This window comes from Vibrio sp. 10N.247.311.12 (assembly GCF_041467515.1).
GTDB lineage: Bacteria > Pseudomonadota > Gammaproteobacteria > Enterobacterales > Vibrionaceae > Vibrio > Vibrio crassostreae_C.
In genome coordinates, this window is sequence record NZ_JBFSUV010000028.1 from 49,544 (window position 1) to 67,762 (window position 18,219).

The following is an 18,219-nucleotide window of genomic DNA, read 5'->3' on the forward strand; positions in this document are numbered from 1 at the left end:
CGATTAGGTCGCCTTTGAGAATGCTTTTCTGTGTGTATGGATCGACATTAAAATACCAAAACCAGCCATAAGGGTAACCATTGAAGTACCACCATAACTGACTAAAGGAAGAGGAACACCAACCACAGGTAGAATGCCACTTACCATGCCAATGTTTACAAAAATATAAACGAAGAAGCTCAGTACAATACTGCCGCCCATCATTCGACCGAATGCGGTTTGAGCTTGGCTCGCAAGCACTAAGCCACGTCCAATAATAAACAGGTAGATAGCAAGCAAGAACAAGATACCAATCATGCCCCACTCTTCGGCGATGACCGCAAAAATGAAGTCGGTGTGGCGCTCTGGAATGAATTCTAATTGAGATTGAGTGCCTTGCAGCCAACCTTTTCCTGATATACCACCCGAACCTATCGCAATCTTACTTTGAATGATGTGGTAACCCGCACCTAATGGATCTGATTCAGGATCAAAAAGGGTTCTAACACGCACTTTTTGATATTCACGCATCAAGAAGAACCATAGGATTGGGATAAATGCCCCTAATGCGATTGCGGCGCTAGCAATGATTTTCCAACTGATACCAGCCAGGAATATCACGAAGATACCAGATGCGGCGATAAGGATAGATGTACCTAGGTCAGGCTGCTTTGCGATTAGAATCGTCGGTACAAACACCATCACTAGCGAGATCGCTAATGTTTGGAATGTTGGTGGAAGTGAGCGCTTACCGATAAATCGTGCCAGCATCAAAGGCACCGCGAGCTTTAATAGCTCTGACGGTTGGAATCGAACAAAGCCGAAGTTTAACCAACGCTGGGCGCCTTTAGAGGCTTCACCAAAGAACAACACGCCCAATAGCAAGATGACACCACCTACAAATAGCAGTGGTGCCAAGGTTTCATAAGTGCGAGGTGAGATTTGCGCTAGGAAGATCATCACACCTAAAGACAGAGCCATGCGCATCGCCTGGCGATCCATCATCGCAAGGCTTTGTCCGCTTGCGCTGTACATGATCAGTAGGGCAAAGCCCATTAAAACCAGAATGCCGAGCAATAGCGGCAGGTCGATATGCAGCCTTTCGAATAGGGCTCTATTTCGTCCAGTTGAAGGATCAAGTTTCATTATTTAATTGGCTCACTTTGATAATCTTCTGCAAGGATAATATGGTCTAAAATCCTTCTTACTACTGGGCCGCCGTTAGAAGAACCGCCACCTGCGTTCTCTAGAACGATAGTCACGACGGCTTCAGGATCTTCAAAAGGCGCGTAACCCGTAAAGAGGGCGTGATCGCGTAAGTGCTCTGCGATTTCATCCGCGTTGTACTCTTCATCTTCTTTTAAGCCGAATACCTGTGCGGTACCCGATTTACCAGCGGTTTGGTAAGACATCTTCTGGAATGAACGTCTTGCCGTACCTTTCTTACCGTGGTTAGCCAGCCTCATACCTTCCTGAGCGATATCCCAATACTTCTTCTTAACCCCGGTTAGCGGTGGGTAAGTTTCAATGTCCGACATGATTTGTTCATCGAATGGACGACCGTTATCAATGGTTGAACGAAGTAGGTGAGGTGCGGTTACTTCACCTTCATTGACCAAAACTGATGTGGCTTTTGCAATCTGCATGGGTGTTGCAGTCCAGTAGCCTTGGCCAATACCAACTGGGATGGTGTCACCTTGGTACCAAGGCACACGGTGTCTTGCCATCTTCCAATCACGAGTTGGCATATTGGCTTTGCTTTCTTCATAAATATCGATGCCAGTATAATCACCAAAGCCGAACATCATCATCCATTTGGATATGCGATCAATGCCGAGATCATAAGCAATTTGGTAAAAGAAAGTATCCACTGACTCTTCAATCGCTTTCTCTATATCAACGACCCCGTGTCCCCAACGCAACCAGTCACGGAATGGTCTCGTTTTTGAGTTTGGTATCTTCCAATAGCCTGGGTCATTGCGCGTAGTGTTTGGTGTAATAACACCTTCTTGCAGAGCAGCAACAGCAATGAAGGGTTTGATCGTCGATGCTGGTGGGTAAATCCCTAGCGTGGCACGGTTAACCAAAGGGCGGTCTTTGTCTTGAAGCAGGGCGTTATAGCCTTTAGACGAGATACCATGCACGAATGCGTTTGGGTCGTAGCTTGGGCTCGATACCATGGCTAACACGCCATTGTCTTTCGGATCGAGAACGATAGCTGAACCACGGCGGCCATCAAGTAACTTATGTACGTATAGCTGTAGCTTGATATCTAAGTTAAGTACGATATCTTTGCCTGGAACCGAAGGGACAAATTTGAGGGTACGAATCACTCGTCCACGACTGTTAACTTCGACTTCTTGGTAGCCAGCTGTACCGTGCAACATATCTTCGTAATAACGCTCAATACCCAACTTACCGATATCACGTGTAGCTTGGTAATTGGCGTCTTTTTCTTCTCGCATCAAGCGCTGCATATCACGGTCATTGATGCGCGATACATAGCCTATTACGTGAGTGAGCACATCACCGTAAGGGTAGAAACGCTTCAAAGTTCCCGTAACTTCAACACCTGGGAATTTGTGTTGGTTTACAGAGAAGACGGCAACTTGTTCTTCAGACAGTTGATTAAGAATAGGTACTGATTTAAAGCGTCGTGAATTACGACGATCACGATTAAAGCGCTCGATACGCTCTGGCGGGATCTCAATTAATGCTTGCAGACGAGCAAGCGTGTCATCCATATCTTTAATTTTTTCGGGTATGATTTCTAGATTGAAAACAGGACGGTTTTCGGCAAGAAGTATACCGTTGCGATCGTAAATCAAACCACGGTTAGGGGCGATCGGAACGACCTTGATACGGTTGTCGTTAGAACGAGTTTTATAGTCTTGGTATTGATTGACCTGAATGTTGTACAGGTTAACAACCAACATCGACATCATGACTATGATCCCCGCAAACGCAACAAAAGCACGGCTAGTAAATAGTCGTGCTTCTGCTTTGTAATCGCGGATTTGGCTACGTTTACGTAACATTAACGCTTATTCTCGATGATAAGGGTGGTTAGCAGTGATGCTCCAAGCTCGATACAAGCTTTCAGCCATGATAACGCGTACTAATGGGTGAGGGAGAGTAAGCGCAGACAGAGACCAACTTTGGTCTGCGGCCGCTTTACATGCAGGTGCTAATCCTTCAGGCCCGCCAATTAGGATAGATACGTCACGTCCATCCAGCTTCCAACTTTCTAATTGCTCAGCAAGTTGAGGTGTATCCCACTTTCTACCTGGGATATCGAGCGTGACAATACGGTTGCCTTTTGGAACTGCAGCCAGCATCGCTTCACCTTCTTTTTGAAGAATGCGTGCAATATCTGCATTTTTACCGCGCTTTCCTGCAGTAATTTCAATGAGCTCTAATGGCATATCGTGAGGGAAGCGGCGTTTGTATTCTTGAAACCCTTCTTCAACCCACTTTGGCATTTTTGTGCCAACTGCGATTAACTGGATCTTCAAAGCTTAGCCCCAAAGTTTTTCTAGTTGGTACAGCTCACGATGCTCTTCTTGCATAACGTGAAGCATGCTTGTGCCCATATCTAGAACAACCCATTCACCTTCTTGCTGACCGTCCATACCTAGAGGTTGCATACCCGCTTTACGCACTTCATCAGCAACATGCTGTGCAATAGAGGCAACATGGCGTTTAGAGGTGCCAGTACAAACAATCATGTAATCAGTAACGCTTGATTTGCCTTCTACATCGATAGTTACAATCGATTCTGCTTTCATGTCGTCGGCTTTGTCTGCAAGAAAATCTTTTAGTTCTTCACGTAACACTGGGTGTTCCTTTAATCTGAATTTAGCTTTGTTTAGGGCTTGTTGACCCTAGAATATAACACGCTTTTATGCGTGGAATGGTATTGAAGCTGAAGGGATACAAAACTCTACGCTTAACTGATGAATTAGTGGCCAAGGCGACTGCTCATATTGAGTTTTTGTCATCAATTCAGCTTGAGTGAGCAACGCGAACAAAGAGTGTAATTGAGAAATCGAAACTCTTGTTAGCGCGGCGTTATAAAGAGGCTTTTTAGATTGCCAGATACGGTGTTTTTCGAAGACCTGACCAATCGGCATCTGTTTCATTTGTTGCTGCATTTGTAATAGCAGAGCAAGCTCTCGTTGTATGCTACGTAATAAAATGACGGGTTCGACACCTTCAGCTTCTAGCTGACGCAGGATTCGTTGTGCTCGGTTACCTTTGCCTGCCAATAACGCATCACTCCAATGGAATGGAGTAAAATGGTTGTGTCGACTCAGCGATTCTTCTAAGCGTACTAACGTGAGTTTTCCATCTGGGTATTGGAGAGCCAGTTTTTCTAGGCTTTGGGTGAGAGCAAATAGATTACCCTCATGCCATTGCGCCAGCATTTGAATCGCTTCAGGGTCTGGCGTTAAACCGATTTGACGGCAACGCGCTTGGACAAACTGAGGTAACCGACTGACATCTGGCGTTAGGCAACTGACCCAGTGACCCTGATTCGAAAGAGCCTTAAACCACTTAGCGCTTTCTTGAGCTTTGGTGAGCTTAGTGCCCACCAAGATTAACAAGATATCACTGTGGATATACTCGGAGATTGCGAGTAGCTCTTTCGCTATTGCGGCATTGACGCCTGACTCTGGCAGTTCAAGCTCGATGACCTGACGGCTAGAGAATAGGCTCAGTGCTTGAGTGCAGTCGTAGACTTGATTCCAGTCGAGACTGCTATCAATCGCAAAGCGGTGACGTTCTTCAAAGCCTTGCTGTTTTGCAGCCTTTTGAATCGCTTCTCGGCTCTCTTGCAACAGTAGCGGTTCGTTACCAAAAATTAGGTAAACATTACTCAACTGTTTAATAAGTTGCTCTGATAAGCGGTCAGCAAAAATACGCATCAAATAAACCTATTACTCAGCCGAATCGCTAAGTATTGGTTGTTCTTCTGAAGCTGGTACGATCTCAACATTCTTGATGTTGTATTGCTTTTCGAGTTCTTTCACTTGAACGTGCTCTAGTGCATCTAGGTCCATGCTATCAGCTGCAATGTTCGCTTTTAGTCGAGCCATCTGACGAAGGATTTGGCTTGTTGCCAACTTACGCATCTCATCTTCGATCATGTCTCGTTCAACCGACTTCGCAAGTGCAGTTAGCGGGTTATCTAGGTAACTACGGGTTACGCTGGTTGAGAACGTCTTTGAGCCTAGATCCGGGACAGTTACGCGGTATGAAGCGCGGAATGTCAGTTCTTTCTCTGCTGCACGAGTGTTTTGGTATAGAGACAGAGTTCGCTCACCTACGCTCTCACTAATAATATGCAGGTTAGGTGTATTCTCAGCCGGTGGCACAATTTCTACATCATTCATACGCAGTTGACCTTTCATCATACGTGTAAACGTACTGTATTGGTCGTAACTGGTTACGGAGATCTTGTTGAGTTCTTCTGGTACGGAGTAATCACCACGTAGGTGGAAACCACACGCACTTAATAGGCTGACGGTTAAAACAACAACAGTAACTTTCAATGAAGATAGTGAAATCAGGCGCATTATTTGATGGCTCTCATGAAGGTAGAATACTTATTTAAAGGCTTTAGTTCGTTTGAGTGGTTAGGCTCAAGTCTAAAGCGCTTAAATAAGTAGACAGGGCAATTAGCTACCCTGTCTACAGACTGCTTTTGATGAATTAAGTTCGTTAATTCTTTAGCAATTGCATTGTGCTAACGAAATTAGTTAGCAACGATGTTTAGAAGCTTACCTGGTACGAAGATAACTTTACGGATAGTTAAGCCATCTAGGAACTTCTTAGCGTTCTCATCGTTTAGACCAAGCTCACGAACTTGCTCTTCTGTTGCATCAGCAGCAACGGTTAGTTTCGCACGTAGCTTACCGTTGATCATAACAACGATAGTTTTCTCGTCTTCAACTAGCGCTTTCTCATCGAAAGTTGGCCATGTTGCTGAGTCTACGTTTGATTCACCCAGTGCAATCCACATTTCGTAAGAGATGTGTGGCGTCATTGGGTAAAGCATGCGAACAACAGCTTTTAGCGCTTCATCAAGGATTGCACGATCTTGTACAGACTCTTGAGGTGCTTTCGCTAGCTTGTTCATCAATTCCATGATCGCAGCGATTGCTGTGTTGAACGTTTGGCGACGGCCGATATCGTCCGTTACTTTCGCGATAGTTTTATGGATATCACGACGAAGTGCTTTTTGGTCGCCAGATAGCGCAGAAGCATCAACAGATTCAGCAGCACCCTTAGAAGAGTGAGCGTGAACCAATTTCCAAACACGTTTAAGGAAGCGGTTAGCCCCTTCAACGCCAGACTCTTGCCACTCAAGCGTCATGTCTGCAGGTGATGCAAACATCATGAATAGACGTACTGTATCAGCGCCGTACTTGTCTACCATCTCTTGTGGGTCGATACCGTTGTTCTTAGACTTAGACATTTTGATCATGCCTGAGTGTTCAACTTCACGACCTTGATCGTCGACTGCTTTTTCGATGCGACCTTTACCGTCACGTTCAACCGTTACGTCAGTCGGTGCAATCCACTCTTTGGTGCCTTTTTCGTTTTCGTGATAGAACGCGTCAGCCAGAACCATGCCTTGACATAGTAGTTGCTTGAACGGTTCATCAGACGTCACGTAGCCAGCATCACGTAGAAGCTTATGGAAGAAACGAGAGTAAAGCAGGTGCATACAAGCGTGCTCGATACCACCAACGTATTGGTCAACTGGTAGCCAGTAGTTTGCTTTCTCTGGATCTAGAATGTCGTCTGCTTGCGGTGAACAGTAACGTGCGTAGTACCAAGAAGACTCCATAAACGTATCGAACGTGTCAGTCTCACGTAGAGCGGGTTCGCCGTTGAATGTTGTTTCAGCCCAAGACTTGTCAGCCTTGATTGGGCTCGTTACGCCATCCATTACTACATCTTCAGGAAGAATGACTGGCAGTTGGTCTGCTGGTACTGGGTGAACTTCACCGTCTTCAGTGGTTACCATTGGGATTGGAGCGCCCCAGTAACGTTGACGAGATACACCCCAGTCACGTAGACGGAAGTTTACTGTCTTCTTACCTTTGCCTTCAGCTTCAAGCTTCGCAGCAATTGCATCGAATGCTTCTTGGAACGCAAGACCATCGAATTCACCAGAATCAAACAGTACACCTTTTTCAGTGTAAGCCGCTTCAGACACGTCTAGTTCAGAACCATCTTCAGGTTTGATTACTGGGATTATATCGATGCCGTACTTAGTTGCGAACTCGTAGTCACGTTGATCGTGAGCAGGAACCGCCATTACCGCACCTGTGCCGTAATCCATAAGTACGAAGTTTGCTACGTATACAGGAACAACACGACCGTTAAGAGGGTGGATAGCCGTTAGGCCAGTATCCATACCTTTCTTTTCCATCGTTGCGAGTTCAGCTTCAGCAACTTTAGTGTTACGACACTCTTCAACGAATGCAGCAAGCTCTGGGTTGTTCTTCGATGCTTTCTCTGCAAGAGGGTGACCTGCAGCGATACCAACGTAAGAAACACCCATTAGTGTATCTGGACGTGTTGTGTACACTTCTAATGGTGCTTCTTCGCCGTTAACAGCGAAAGATAGCTCAACACCTTCAGAGCGACCGATCCAGTTGCGCTGCATGGTCTTAACCATTTCAGGCCAACCTTCAAGGTTGTCTAGATCGTCTAGTAGCTCTTGAGCGTACTCAGTGATTTTAATAAACCACTGTGGAATTTTCTTTTGCTCTACTGGAGTGTCACAACGCCAGCAACAACCGTCTTCTACTTGCTCATTTGCCAGTACTGTTTGGTCGTTTGGACACCAGTTCACTGAAGATGTCTTCTTGTAAACCAGGCCTTTTTCGTAAAGCTTAGTGAAGAACTCTTGTTCCCAACGGTAGTACTCTGGAGTACACGTTGCGAATTCACGGTTCCAGTCGTAACCAAAGCCTAGAAGCTTAAGCTGGTTCTTCATGTACTCAATGTTTTCGTAAGTCCATGGTGCAGGTGCTGTATTGTTTTTAACAGCGGCGTTTTCTGCAGGTAGGCCGAATGCATCCCAACCAATTGGCTGCATTACGTTTTTGCCTTGTAGACGTTGGAAACGAGATACCACATCACCGATGGTGTAGTTACGCACGTGACCCATGTGCAGTCGGCCACTTGGGTAAGGGAACATAGAAAGACAGTAGAATTTTTCTTTGTTTGGGTCTTCACTTACAACGAAAGTCTCGCTGTTATCCCAGTGTTGTTGAACCTTTTGTTCAATCTCTTGCGGGTTATATTGTTCTTGCATCGATGGTATCCGGTTATCTTGGAATTTGTGAGTTCGGTTAGAACAGAATCTTACAGATCGTCATAGAATACCTAAAGGAGCTGAGTACAACAATAGTTATACCCTTCATACTTGCAGTTGCCGCTTAGTAGATTGTGTAATTTTCACTGAATTTCGCAGGGCAACTATACTTAAGAGTATGAATTGCATTTGTTTGTAAGCGGGAGTGCATTGCAGCGCATCCGTTTGCTCACTAAAAGGTTGGTTATCTTAAGGAGGTTGTTATGCCGAAGAAAAAAGCGCTCTATGAAGAAGTCGTCGAAGAGGTGATTGAAACGCTGAAGCATAGCCCTGAAGAGCTCAACAACAAAATCGAAACGTCGGGCAAGTTTGCGAAAGCAGCTAATGATATGACTAAAGATGAGCTTTCATTGATCTCTGCCTACGTGAAGTCGGACTTAAAAGAGTTTTCCGAAAGCTATGAAGAGAGTAAAAGCGGTCCATTCTATTTGATGATTGCGGACTCTATTTGGCAAGGGCTGTTGGATATTACTGATCGTACTAAGGTGGAATGGGTTGAACTGTTCCAAGACTTAGAACACCAAGGCTTGTATCAAGCGGGTGAAGTCATTGGCTTGGGAACCTTAGTATGTGACGAGTGTGGTCACCAAACCGAATATAACCACCCAACCAATATCATTCCATGCATTAAATGTGGTTCTAAAGGGTTTAGTCGTAAAGCCCTTAAACCGTAAGCTTCTGAACCATAGCGTATCAACGCAAAACCACAGCAATGAAAAAGGGTTGACCCGATCAGTCAACCCTCAAATCACTTTTCGTCGAATCTAGCTTTTTGGCTTTCTAATTACCCAACCAATCACCAAGCTGAGCATCGCCCAGATATACAGTGGCCAAGTACCTACTGTGTGATAAGGCGTTTGACCATCCGTTGAAATGAGTTCAGCTTTTAACACTGCCGTTTCAAACTGAGGCACTTGCTTGATTATATTGCCTTTGTAATCAGTAACTGCCGTCACACCGTTGTTGGTCGAGCGAATAACCGGCTTACCAAGCTCCAGAGCACGCATCTGTGCAATTTCCATATGTTGCAGAGGGCCAATCGAACGACCAAACCACGCATCGTTAGAGAGCGTTAAAATAAAGTCAGTCTCGTCGGTTACGTTCTGCCTAACTTGATCATTAAAGATGATCTCGTAACACAACGCAGGCGCTAAGTGACGACCATTTGCCACTATGTTTGGTTGAACAAAGTCGCCACGGCTAAATGATGACATTGGCAAGTTAAAGAAAGGTGCTAATGGACGCAAGATATCTTCAAACGGCACAAACTCACCAAATGGTAACAGGTGGTGTTTATGGTAGCGTTCGTCTGGATCGTAGCTGTACTCACCGTATGGATTCACACCGAGAGAAAGAACACTGTTGTAGTATTTCTTATCTTCAGACTGATTCAGCACACCGGTAATGATCGAACTGTTGTTCATCTTCGCTGCGCTATCCAAGTTACGTAGGAAAGATGGGATCTCAACTTCGAATGCTGGAATAGCGGCTTCAGGCCAGATGATGATGTCCGCTCCCCAATTTTCTCTGCTTAGGTCGGTGTACTTCATCATGGTCGGCCAGCGATGACTCGGCAGCCATTTGCTGTCTTGATCGACGTTGCCTTGGATTAAGACGACTGACGTGGTTTTTTCAGGGTTCGGCGTGACCCAGTCGATGTTGCGAATACCAAAGCCTGCACTAAATACGACGGCGGGAATGAGAGCGATGCTCCAAGCTCGGTTAACAATCGCATAAGTGAATGCAGAGGCTGAAACAATGATCGCTAAAGTTACTAGATCTACGCCGCCAATCGGTGCAAATGAACCTAATGGCGAATCGATTTGGCTGTAGCCTAACCAAAGCCAAGGAAAGCCCGTCATTACCCATCCACGCAGCCAATCGCTGACTAACCACAATGCAGGAGCTGCGAGGAAAAAGCGGCTTAGGTTATTGGCAGGGAAGAATTTATTCAAACCCCAGGTAAATAGCCCTGAATAAACGGCTAGGTAGCCAACAAGCAATGCCATCAAAAATAGGTTGGCTGCCAGTGGCATGCCGCCAAAACCATCAATGCTGACGTATACCCAGCTGATACCTGTGGTGAATTGACCTAAACCCCATGCGTAGCCAATCCAAAGCGCACTTTTAGGAGAGCGGTTGTGGATCAGTAACAGCAACAAAGCTGGGCTGAGAATAGCAAGAGGCCATATAGAGTATGGAGCGAATGAAAGGGTGGTTATAGCGCCAACAAAAACGGCCGCAAGCGGCCGTAATAGGCGATGAATAAAGGTATTAGTCATCTAATTTCTGTCATCTCTTTAGAGAGAAGTTGTTATTCTTCGATAGTCGGAAGAGGCTGTTCGTCAGGAATGGTTACCTGTAGCTGAATCACACGACGGTTATCTGCTGATGTTATTTTGAAATGGTAGTTTTCGATTTCTACAATTTCGCCACGAACCGGCAGGTGGCCGAGTGCTGTCATAACCATGCCGCCTACCGTATCCACTTCGTCGTCACTAAAGGCAGTGTTAAACGTATCGTTGAACTCTTCAATAGTGGTTAAAGCTTTTACAGAGAAGGTATGCTTACTCAGCTTACGAATATCTAGCTCTTCTTCATCGTCGAACTCGTCTTCAATTTCACCAACGATTTCTTCGAGGATATCTTCAATGGTTACCAGGCCAGAAACTCCACCAAACTCATCGACAACGATAGACATGTGGTAACGCTCTTCTTGGAACTCCTTAAGCAGGCGATCAACTCGCTTACTTTCAGGAACAACCACGACAGGGCGAATCACTTGTTCGATATCAAATGGAGCACTTTCTGAACCCAAATACTTAAGTAGGTCCTTCGCTAATAGAATGCCTTCAACATGGTCTTTATCTTCACTGATCACTGGGTAGCGAGAGTGTTGAGCATCAGTAATGAGCGCAATCAATGTATCTAGATCATCTGTGCGTTCAACTGTAACCATTTGAGAGCGAGGCAGCATGATATCGCGTACTCGCATCTCTGAAATTTCCATAACACCCTCGAGCATGTCGCGTGTGTCGTGGTCAATTAGGTCATTAATTTCTGAGTCGCGGATTACATCTACGAGCTCTTGGCGATCTTTTACTTCACCTTGAAATAGTTGGCCTAGGCGTTCAAAGAAGGACTTTCTACTCGGACCTTCAGATTTTTTACTTCCCTCAGAAGTGGGGGGGTTACCTTCGTTCATGATTTCTCAAAAAATAACGCTATCAGAAGTGTGATAGCACACGTTACAACTCAGATTCCTGTGAAAATCACAGGTTCGATGAGTTATTGTTTCTCTGCAACCTACTTTACTAGAATCAATTTACTTTTCTAGAATGTAAGGGTCTTCAAACCCCATAGATTGCATGATTTCTGTCTCGAGTGACTCCATCTCTTCAGCTTCATCATCTTCGATATGATCATAACCTAGCAGATGCAGACTGCCATGTACAACCATATGAGCCCAGTGTGCTAGCAGAGGCTTACTTTGCTCTTCTGCTTCTTTTTCGACAACTTGGCGGCAGATAATGAGGTCGCCCAGTAGATCTAACTCGATCCCTGGAGGAGCCTCGAATGGAAAAGACAACACGTTAGTTGGCTTATCTTTGCCACGATATTCATGATTGAGCTGGTGGCTTTCTTGTGTATCAACGATACGAACCGTCAACTCAGCGTTCTCTTGAAACTGAGGAATTGTCTTGTCCAACCAAAGCTGAATATCTTGCTCAGTTGGAAGACCTTGCTCATTTTCGACCGCTAATTGCAGGTCTAGTTCAATAGACATCTATTTATCACCTTGTTCTGCAATTACAGAGCTATTTTGTGTTGCTAATTGTGTCGTAACTACCTGCTGAGCCTCAAGAAGTTTGGCTTCACGCTCTTCACGTTTACGCTTTTCAAACTCTTTGCGCTCTTTCTGGTCTTTTGCTTCCCACTTCTCGTATGCGTTGACGATACGAGCAACTACAGGGTGACGAACGACGTCTTCAGACATGAAGAAGTTAAAGCTAATGTCGTCGACTTCATTGAGCACTTCAGTCGCATGGCGTAAGCCTGATTTTGCACCACGAGGTAAATCGATTTGCGTAATATCACCTGTGATCACAGCGCGTGAGTTAAAACCGATACGGGTTAAGAACATCTTCATCTGTTCTACCGTGGTGTTTTGGCTCTCATCAAGAATGATAAACGCATCATTCAATGTACGACCACGCATGTAAGCCAGTGGCGCAACTTCAATTACGTTACGTTCAATCAGCTTCTCAACTCGCTCAAAGCCAAGCATCTCAAACAGCGCATCGTAAAGTGGACGTAAATATGGGTCTACTTTTTGGCTTAAATCACCCGGTAGGAAACCAAGCTTCTCACCGGCTTCAACAGCAGGGCGCGTCAATAGAATGCGACGAATCTCTTGGCGTTCAAGTGCATCAACTGCTGCAGCAACGGCTAAGTAGGTTTTACCTGTACCTGCTGGCCCAATACCAAAGGTGATGTCATGAGTCACCATGTTCATTAGGTACTGTGCTTGGTTTGGCGTTCGAGGTTTGATGACGCCTTTTTTAGTCTTAATGGTCACTTCTTTGCCGTAGTCAATTTCAGACTCGACGTGTTGCTCCAAAATGCCTGACTCGGTGATCGCCAGATGTATTTGCTCTGGTTCGATATCGATTATGTTGCCTTTAACTGGAGCCGTTTCAACATAGAGGTGTTTGATGATGTCTAAAGCTGCGGCTGTAGTGTGAGGCTTACCAACAATGGTGAAAAAGTTGCTACGGTAATTAATCTCAACGCCCAGACGACGCTCAAGATGCTTGATGTTGTCGTCAAATGGTCCGCATAAACTTGCCAAGCGCTTGTTGTCTGCTGGTTCTAGATTTATCTCTAAGGTAACGATTTTATTGCTCAAATTAGCCTCTCATTTTGTGCCACTCACTCTTAAATAAAACAAAGAGCAAAAAGCCCGATTTAGACCGGGCTTCTGATGGTGATATCCCTATTTCTAAGATGGTCACTTAGTTAGGTAATTTCAAGCTTTGTGTTTGCGCTTTGTGCTCAAACAGTTGTATTGCCTATGGCGTAAATGTCGCTACACCTAGCTCGTCTTCACGTTTTGTTTTTTCCATCATTTCTGCTGGAGTCATAACAACGCGTAGACCCATGTCTTTTTCTGTGCGAACTAGCTCACCACGTAGTGAGTTGGTGTAAACCTCAGTGATCTTCACATCTACGAATTGACCGATTAGGTCTGCAGAACCTTCGAAGTTCACAACACGGCTGTTTTCTGTACGGCCGCGAAGTTCCATTAGGTTCTTTCTTGATGGGCCTTCAACAAGGATACGTTGCTCTGTGCCTAACATTAGACGAGAGAAACGCATAGCTTGTGTGTTTACCGTTTGCTGCAGTTCGTACAGACGATCTTTCTTCTCTTGTGCTGGTACATCACATGGGTAATCTGCCGCTGGCGTACCTGGACGTGGAGAGAAAACAAAGCTGAAGCTCATATCGAAATCAACGTCTTTAATTAGCTTCATTGTATCTTGGAAGTCTTGCTTAGACTCACCAGGGAAACCAACAATAAAGTCAGAGCTGATTTGAATGTCAGGGCGAGCTTTACGCAGTTTACGGATAATAGATTTGTACTCGATAGCCGTATGTGGGCGCTTCATCATCGTAAGAATACGGTCACTACCACTTTGTACTGGTAGGTGAAGGAAGCTCACTAGCTCTGGTGTGTCTTTGTAAACTTCAATGATGTCGTCACCAAACTCAAGCGGGTGGCTTGTTGTGAAACGAATACGGTCGATACCGTCGATAGAAGCAACAAGACGAAGCAGTTCTGCGAATGAACAGATATCGCCTTCGTGTGTTGGACCGCGGTATGCGTTTACGTTTTGACCTAGCAGGTTAACTTCACGTACGCCTTGCTCTGCAAGTTGAGCAACTTCGAAAAGTACATCATCCATTGGACGGCTAACTTCTTCGCCACGTGTGTATGGTACAACGCAGTAAGTACAGTATTTAGAACAACCTTCCATGATAGAAACGAACGCCGTCGCGCCTTCAGCTTTTGGCTCTGGCAGGTTATCGAACTTTTCGATCTCTGGGAAAGAGATATCCATTACTGGCTTTTCGTTAGACAGTGATGATTTAATCATCTCTGGCAAACGGTGTAATGTTTGTGGGCCAAAGATAACGTCTACGTAAGGTGCACGTTGACGAATGTGATCACCTTCTTGAGTCGCTACACAGCCACCCACACCGATCACCACACCTTCTTTTTTATCTTTAAGCGTTTTCCAACGACCAAGCTGGTGGAATACTTTTTCTTGCGCTTTTTCGCGGATAGAACAAGTATTCAATAGTAGTACGTCTGCTTCCTCAGGTACTTCAGTTAGCTCATAGCCATTTGCAGCGTTAAGCAGGTCGGCCATTTTTGATGAATCATATTCATTCATCTGACAGCCCCAAGTTTTAATTAGCAGTTTCTTACTCATTATATGTTCGCTCGATCGTTAGTTTAATTTAAGGGAGCAAATCGCCCATTATTCATCCGCTAGCCCCGTTTGTCATAATTCGGTATTCAATTTTATGACAGGCTCTAGCGGCAAGCGGCGTATTGTACTGGTTTCAAAACCGACTGACTAGTAGTCTGAACAAATCTCTTATGTAGTGGTTTTTATTATCGTTAACGCCATATGCCATAAGGGATAACCCTTTTTTCGAATAAGGTTTTTGGTTACAAGTTAGTTATGAAAAAGTACAATCAAAAACAGTCAAAGAATCAAACTGATAAGTACGAAATATGAACAGTTACGATATTGTAGTAGTCGGTGGCGGCATGGTTGGCGCAGCAACAGCAATCGGTTTTGCAAAGCAAGGTCTGAGTGTTGCGGTGATCGAAGGTTTTGCCCCACAAGCTTTTGATGAATCGCAAGCGATGGACATTCGTGTGTCAGCGATTTCTCAAGCATCGGTCGATTTGCTTGAAAATCTTGGTGCATGGCAAAGTATTGCAGCAATGCGAGTGTGTTCTTATAAACGTTTAGAGACGTGGGAGCACCCAGAGTGTCGTACTCGATTTGATGCTGCCTCACTAGACCTTCCTCGTTTGGGCTATATCGTTGAGAACAGACTCATTCAATTAGGTTTATGGTCTCAATTTGATGCCTACGACAATCTCGAACTGTTATGCCCAGAAAAGCTCGATGTGATTGAGTTTGGTGAAATCAATATCGTAAAGCTTCAATCAGGGGCTGAGTTGTCTGCGAAGTGGGTGGTTGGTGCTGATGGTGCGAATTCAGCCGTTCGCCAACAAGCTGGAATTGGCATCACGGCTTGGGATTATCGACAACACTGTATGCTTATCAATGTAGAAACAGAACAACCTCAGCAAGATATTACTTGGCAGCAATTTCTACCAAGTGGCCCTCGTTCATTTTTGCCTTTGTGTTCTCTAACCTCTGACGGTCAAGAAGTCGGGCTGGGCTCGTTAGTTTGGTATGATTCTCCACTGCGTATTAAGCAACTGTCAGCAATGGCCCCTGAAAAACTACGTAACGAAGTACTTACTCACTTTCCTAAAGAGTTAGGTGATATCAAAGTCTTGAATTCGGGTTCTTTTCCTCTGACACGACGTCATGCTCAATCATACTCGAAGAATAACTGTATTTTGGTCGGAGACTCTGCGCATACCATCAACCCTTTGGCTGGGCAGGGTGTTAACTTAGGCTTCAAAGATGTATCAGTACTGCTGGATGTCACCAAAGAAAAGGGTGAATTGAACCAGTCTGTAGCAAGACGCTATGAAGTGATAAGAAGAGGCGACAATCTAATGATGCAAAGTGGCATGGATTTCTTCTACAAGACATTCAGCAACGACATTGGCCCACTGAAATTTGTACGTAATGCTGCTCTAAAACTAGCTGAAAATTCAGGCCCGATTAAAGCTCAAGTATTGAAATACGCTTTGGGTCTCTAATTGAGCGTTTAAGACTGCTTATGAAAAGAAGGAGAGCGAATGCTCTCCTTTTTTGTATCAGATGACTACTATCGCTGTTGCGTCACACAAACCGGTGCATCGATCTCTAAAGAGTACCCTGTATAAACCAAAGACCCATCTTCATTATCTCGCTTGAATGAGGTGATGTTGTTGGAGTGCTGGTTGGCGGCGATAAGCCATTTCCCATCGTTCGTTATATGGAAGTCTCTTGGGAATTTGCCTTCAGTGTCGTAGCTATCAATGAAAGTCAGCCTTTGAGTCTCAGAGTCGATTTTGAAGCTACTGATTCTTGATTGGTGTCGACATGACACATAAAGGAATTGCTCATCAGGCGATAGCTTAATCGCAGCTGCGGCTTCTCCCTTCTCCATATTAGGCAATGCATCAATCTCTTCCACTACATTCCAAATGCCTAAAACCTTTTCCAAAGTCAGCAACGTTTCAGAGAGTTCACAGACCACATAGGCTCCGTCTTCAGCTTTGTTAAAGATTAAATGGCGAGGTCCATTGCCGGCGGGCACCTTAATAGACTGCATTGGCTCATCAAGGAACTCTTCTTGCTCTTCATCAAAGCAATAGAAGTTGATGCGATCGGTGCCGAGATCGACAGTCACAAACTGTGGTGAGTTTTGTAAGAACAGGCATTGATGGGCGTGTGGGCTAGTTTGTCTCTCTTTGTTTGGCCCGGAACCAACCATCTGGATTGTTTTGAGTCGTTTATCGATGCTGCCGTTGATACTTAAGCTAAAAATATCGAATGTGCCTGATGAGTATTGCGACGTGATAGCAAACTTATTGTGTGGATCTATCGCGACGTGACAAGGGTGATCTCCCGAGATGAGGCTTGTATTGTGTGTTAGCTGTGAATCAACATTAGGTATATGAATGAGCTGGGGCTGTTTTTGCTGGTCCACTTCCGATGCAGTATAGATCCCAGTCTTTGTTACAGTAATAAAAGACGGGTTAGTACATTTGATGATCAGCTCTAGAGGTAATAGTTTTCCTGTTTCTAGATCTAACTGAGTTTGATAAACACCTTGGCTTTTACTTGGTGTATCTGTGTAGCAACCGATCGTTAAGGGGAGGGGTTTCATAGGCTAGTCATACTCAATTAGAAAATGGAGCTGACATTGTCTTATAAAATCGTATTAAAAGTGAGGTTATAGAAGAGAATACTTGGTGACTTGGCTAGCAGATTTGCATATTCCAGATAAAACAAAACCCAGCTAAAAAGCTGGGTTCTATTTAATGATGGTGCGGTCGGAGAGACTTGAACTCTCACACCTCTCGGCGCCAGAACCTAAATCTGGTGCGTCTACCAATTCCGCCACGACCGCAGCAAATCTTTATAGTCATATTGAATATTGGTGCTTCAATAAGACGTTGTATAAGTGGTGGCTACTGCGGGATTTGAACCTGCGACCCCATCATTATGAGTGATGTGCTCTAACCAACTGAGCTAAGTAGCCATAATAAATCTAATAGATTCACTATTTGTTCTCTAATGAAAGAGAAATAATGGTGCGGTCGGAGAGACTTGAACTCTCACACCTCTCGGCGCCAGAACCTAAATCTGGTGCGTCTACCAATTCCGCCACGACCGCAGCAAAGCTTTTACTCTAGCGAAGAGTATAGTTAAGAAGACTTATGGTTTGTCTAAGTAACGTTGTAATGGCTGGGCTACCTGGATTCGAACCAGGGAATGCTGGCATCAAAAGCCAGTGCCTTACCGCTTGGCGATAGCCCAACAATGAATGGTCATCTAATGAAAGAAACACATTCTAAATAATGGTGCGGTCGGAGAGACTTGAACTCTCACACCTCTCGGCGCCAGAACCTAAAT

15 protein-coding genes and 4 tRNA genes are annotated in these 18,219 nt (G+C 44.8%); 2 read left to right on the forward strand and 17 right to left on the reverse strand.

Going from position 1 to position 18,219, the window contains the following annotated elements:
• Nucleotides 1-3 precede the first annotated feature (3 nt).
• The 7 genes from rodA to leuS all read right to left on the reverse strand — a co-directional run bounded on the left by rodA (nt 4) and on the right by leuS (nt 8,314).
• The gene (gene rodA / locus AB6E30_RS13605; RefSeq protein ID WP_017062334.1) at nt 4-1,125 is read right to left on the reverse strand and encodes a rod shape-determining protein RodA; all 1,122 of its coding nucleotides are present in this window, start codon (nt 1,123-1,125) and stop codon (nt 4-6) included.
• Nucleotides 1,125-3,017 carry a penicillin-binding protein 2 gene (mrdA, locus tag AB6E30_RS13610; protein ID WP_372103928.1) on the reverse strand — a complete coding sequence of 631 codons (1,893 nt, stop codon included), beginning with the start codon at nt 3,015-3,017 and terminating at the stop codon, nt 1,125-1,127. Before mrdA ends, rodA begins: the two co-directional genes overlap by 1 nt.
• A gap of 6 nt (nt 3,018-3,023) precedes the next feature.
• The gene (gene rlmH, locus AB6E30_RS13615; protein WP_017068506.1) at nt 3,024-3,494 is read right to left on the reverse strand and encodes a 23S rRNA (pseudouridine(1915)-N(3))-methyltransferase RlmH; all 471 of its coding nucleotides are present in this window, start codon (nt 3,492-3,494) and stop codon (nt 3,024-3,026) included.
• A 3-nt stretch (nt 3,495-3,497) separates the two neighbouring features.
• Nucleotides 3,498-3,815: a ribosome silencing factor gene (gene rsfS, locus AB6E30_RS13620; RefSeq protein ID WP_004735247.1), complete on the reverse strand. Its 318-nt coding sequence runs from the start codon at nt 3,813-3,815 to the stop codon at nt 3,498-3,500.
• A gap of 66 nt (nt 3,816-3,881) precedes the next feature.
• Nucleotides 3,882-4,907 (reverse strand): DNA polymerase III subunit delta, encoded by a 1,026-nt coding sequence (gene holA / locus AB6E30_RS13625; RefSeq protein ID WP_372103931.1) that lies wholly within the window; start codon nt 4,905-4,907, stop codon nt 3,882-3,884.
• 12 nt (nt 4,908-4,919) lie between these two features.
• The gene (gene lptE / locus AB6E30_RS13630; RefSeq protein ID WP_102321181.1) at nt 4,920-5,558 is read right to left on the reverse strand and encodes an LPS assembly lipoprotein LptE; all 639 of its coding nucleotides are present in this window, start codon (nt 5,556-5,558) and stop codon (nt 4,920-4,922) included.
• Nucleotides 5,559-5,737: 179 nt separating this feature from the next.
• Entirely contained in the window at nt 5,738-8,314 is a 2,577-nt protein-coding gene (leuS, locus tag AB6E30_RS13635) for a leucine--tRNA ligase (RefSeq protein ID WP_017068503.1), read from the reverse strand.
• Between the two features lie 263 nt (nt 8,315-8,577).
• On the opposite strand from leuS, the gene AB6E30_RS13640 reads away from it, so the two are divergent.
• A complete protein-coding gene (locus tag AB6E30_RS13640) occupies nt 8,578-9,048 on the forward strand; it encodes a zinc ribbon-containing protein (RefSeq protein WP_017062329.1) in 471 nt (156 codons plus the stop codon).
• 90 nt (nt 9,049-9,138) lie between these two features.
• Here the strand turns inward: AB6E30_RS13640 and lnt are convergent, their stop codons facing one another.
• From lnt to miaB, 5 genes are all read right to left on the reverse strand, one after another.
• Nucleotides 9,139-10,656 carry an apolipoprotein N-acyltransferase gene (gene lnt, locus AB6E30_RS13645; protein ID WP_372098219.1) on the reverse strand — a complete coding sequence of 506 codons (1,518 nt, stop codon included), beginning with the start codon at nt 10,654-10,656 and terminating at the stop codon, nt 9,139-9,141.
• Between the two features lie 32 nt (nt 10,657-10,688).
• Nucleotides 10,689-11,579 carry a CNNM family magnesium/cobalt transport protein CorC gene (gene corC, locus AB6E30_RS13650; protein ID WP_012603382.1) on the reverse strand — a complete coding sequence of 297 codons (891 nt, stop codon included), beginning with the start codon at nt 11,577-11,579 and terminating at the stop codon, nt 10,689-10,691.
• Nucleotides 11,580-11,699: 120 nt separating this feature from the next.
• A complete protein-coding gene (gene ybeY / locus AB6E30_RS13655) occupies nt 11,700-12,161 on the reverse strand; it encodes an rRNA maturation RNase YbeY (protein ID WP_012603383.1) in 462 nt (153 codons plus the stop codon).
• Nucleotides 12,162-13,283 (reverse strand): PhoH family protein, encoded by a 1,122-nt coding sequence (locus AB6E30_RS13660; RefSeq protein WP_017062327.1) that lies wholly within the window; start codon nt 13,281-13,283, stop codon nt 12,162-12,164. It abuts the gene before it with no gap.
• A 163-nt stretch (nt 13,284-13,446) separates the two neighbouring features.
• On the reverse strand, nt 13,447-14,871 hold the full coding sequence (gene miaB, locus AB6E30_RS13665; RefSeq protein WP_065584439.1) for a tRNA (N6-isopentenyl adenosine(37)-C2)-methylthiotransferase MiaB: 1,425 nt from the start codon (nt 14,869-14,871) through the stop codon (nt 13,447-13,449).
• A gap of 308 nt (nt 14,872-15,179) precedes the next feature.
• Here miaB and AB6E30_RS13670 point away from each other — a divergent pair, with 308 nt between their 5' ends.
• Nucleotides 15,180-16,355 (forward strand): 2-octaprenyl-3-methyl-6-methoxy-1,4-benzoquinol hydroxylase, encoded by a 1,176-nt coding sequence (locus AB6E30_RS13670; RefSeq protein ID WP_102333782.1) that lies wholly within the window; start codon nt 15,180-15,182, stop codon nt 16,353-16,355.
• A gap of 68 nt (nt 16,356-16,423) precedes the next feature.
• Here the strand turns inward: AB6E30_RS13670 and AB6E30_RS13675 are convergent, their stop codons facing one another.
• The 5 genes from AB6E30_RS13675 to AB6E30_RS13695 form a co-directional block, all read right to left on the reverse strand.
• Nucleotides 16,424-17,470, reverse strand: coding sequence for a lactonase family protein (locus tag AB6E30_RS13675; RefSeq protein ID WP_372103933.1), 1,047 nt, complete (start codon nt 17,468-17,470; stop codon nt 16,424-16,426).
• Nucleotides 17,471-17,628: 158 nt separating this feature from the next.
• Nucleotides 17,629-17,713 (reverse strand) — tRNA-Leu (locus AB6E30_RS13680).
• A 55-nt stretch (nt 17,714-17,768) separates the two neighbouring features.
• A tRNA-Met gene (locus AB6E30_RS13685) sits at nt 17,769-17,845 on the reverse strand.
• Nucleotides 17,846-17,895: 50 nt separating this feature from the next.
• A tRNA-Leu gene (locus AB6E30_RS13690) sits at nt 17,896-17,980 on the reverse strand.
• Nucleotides 17,981-18,048: 68 nt separating this feature from the next.
• Nucleotides 18,049-18,123 (reverse strand) — tRNA-Gln (locus AB6E30_RS13695).
• Nucleotides 18,124-18,219 lie beyond the last annotated feature (96 nt).

Coding starts and splice junctions, on each gene's coding strand:
- mrdA (WP_372103928.1), bottom strand. CDS start 3,017: ATGTTACGTAAACGTAGCCAAATCCGCGATTACAAAGCAGAAGCACGA.
- AB6E30_RS13675 (WP_372103933.1), bottom strand. CDS start 17,470: ATGAAACCCCTCCCCTTAACGATCGGTTGCTACACAGATACACCAAGT.
- AB6E30_RS13670 (WP_102333782.1), top strand. CDS start 15,180: ATGAACAGTTACGATATTGTAGTAGTCGGTGGCGGCATGGTTGGCGCA.
- holA (WP_372103931.1), bottom strand. CDS start 4,907: ATGCGTATTTTTGCTGACCGCTTATCAGAGCAACTTATTAAACAGTTG.
- lptE (WP_102321181.1), bottom strand. CDS start 5,558: ATGCGCCTGATTTCACTATCTTCATTGAAAGTTACTGTTGTTGTTTTA.
- leuS (WP_017068503.1), bottom strand. CDS start 8,314: ATGCAAGAACAATATAACCCGCAAGAGATTGAACAAAAGGTTCAACAA.
- miaB (WP_065584439.1), bottom strand. CDS start 14,871: ATGAGTAAGAAACTGCTAATTAAAACTTGGGGCTGTCAGATGAATGAA.
- rodA (WP_017062334.1), bottom strand. CDS start 1,125: ATGAAACTTGATCCTTCAACTGGACGAAATAGAGCCCTATTCGAAAGG.
- lnt (WP_372098219.1), bottom strand. CDS start 10,656: ATGACTAATACCTTTATTCATCGCCTATTACGGCCGCTTGCGGCCGTT.
- ybeY (WP_012603383.1), bottom strand. CDS start 12,161: ATGTCTATTGAACTAGACCTGCAATTAGCGGTCGAAAATGAGCAAGGT.
- corC (WP_012603382.1), bottom strand. CDS start 11,579: ATGAACGAAGGTAACCCCCCCACTTCTGAGGGAAGTAAAAAATCTGAA.
- AB6E30_RS13640 (WP_017062329.1), top strand. CDS start 8,578: ATGCCGAAGAAAAAAGCGCTCTATGAAGAAGTCGTCGAAGAGGTGATT.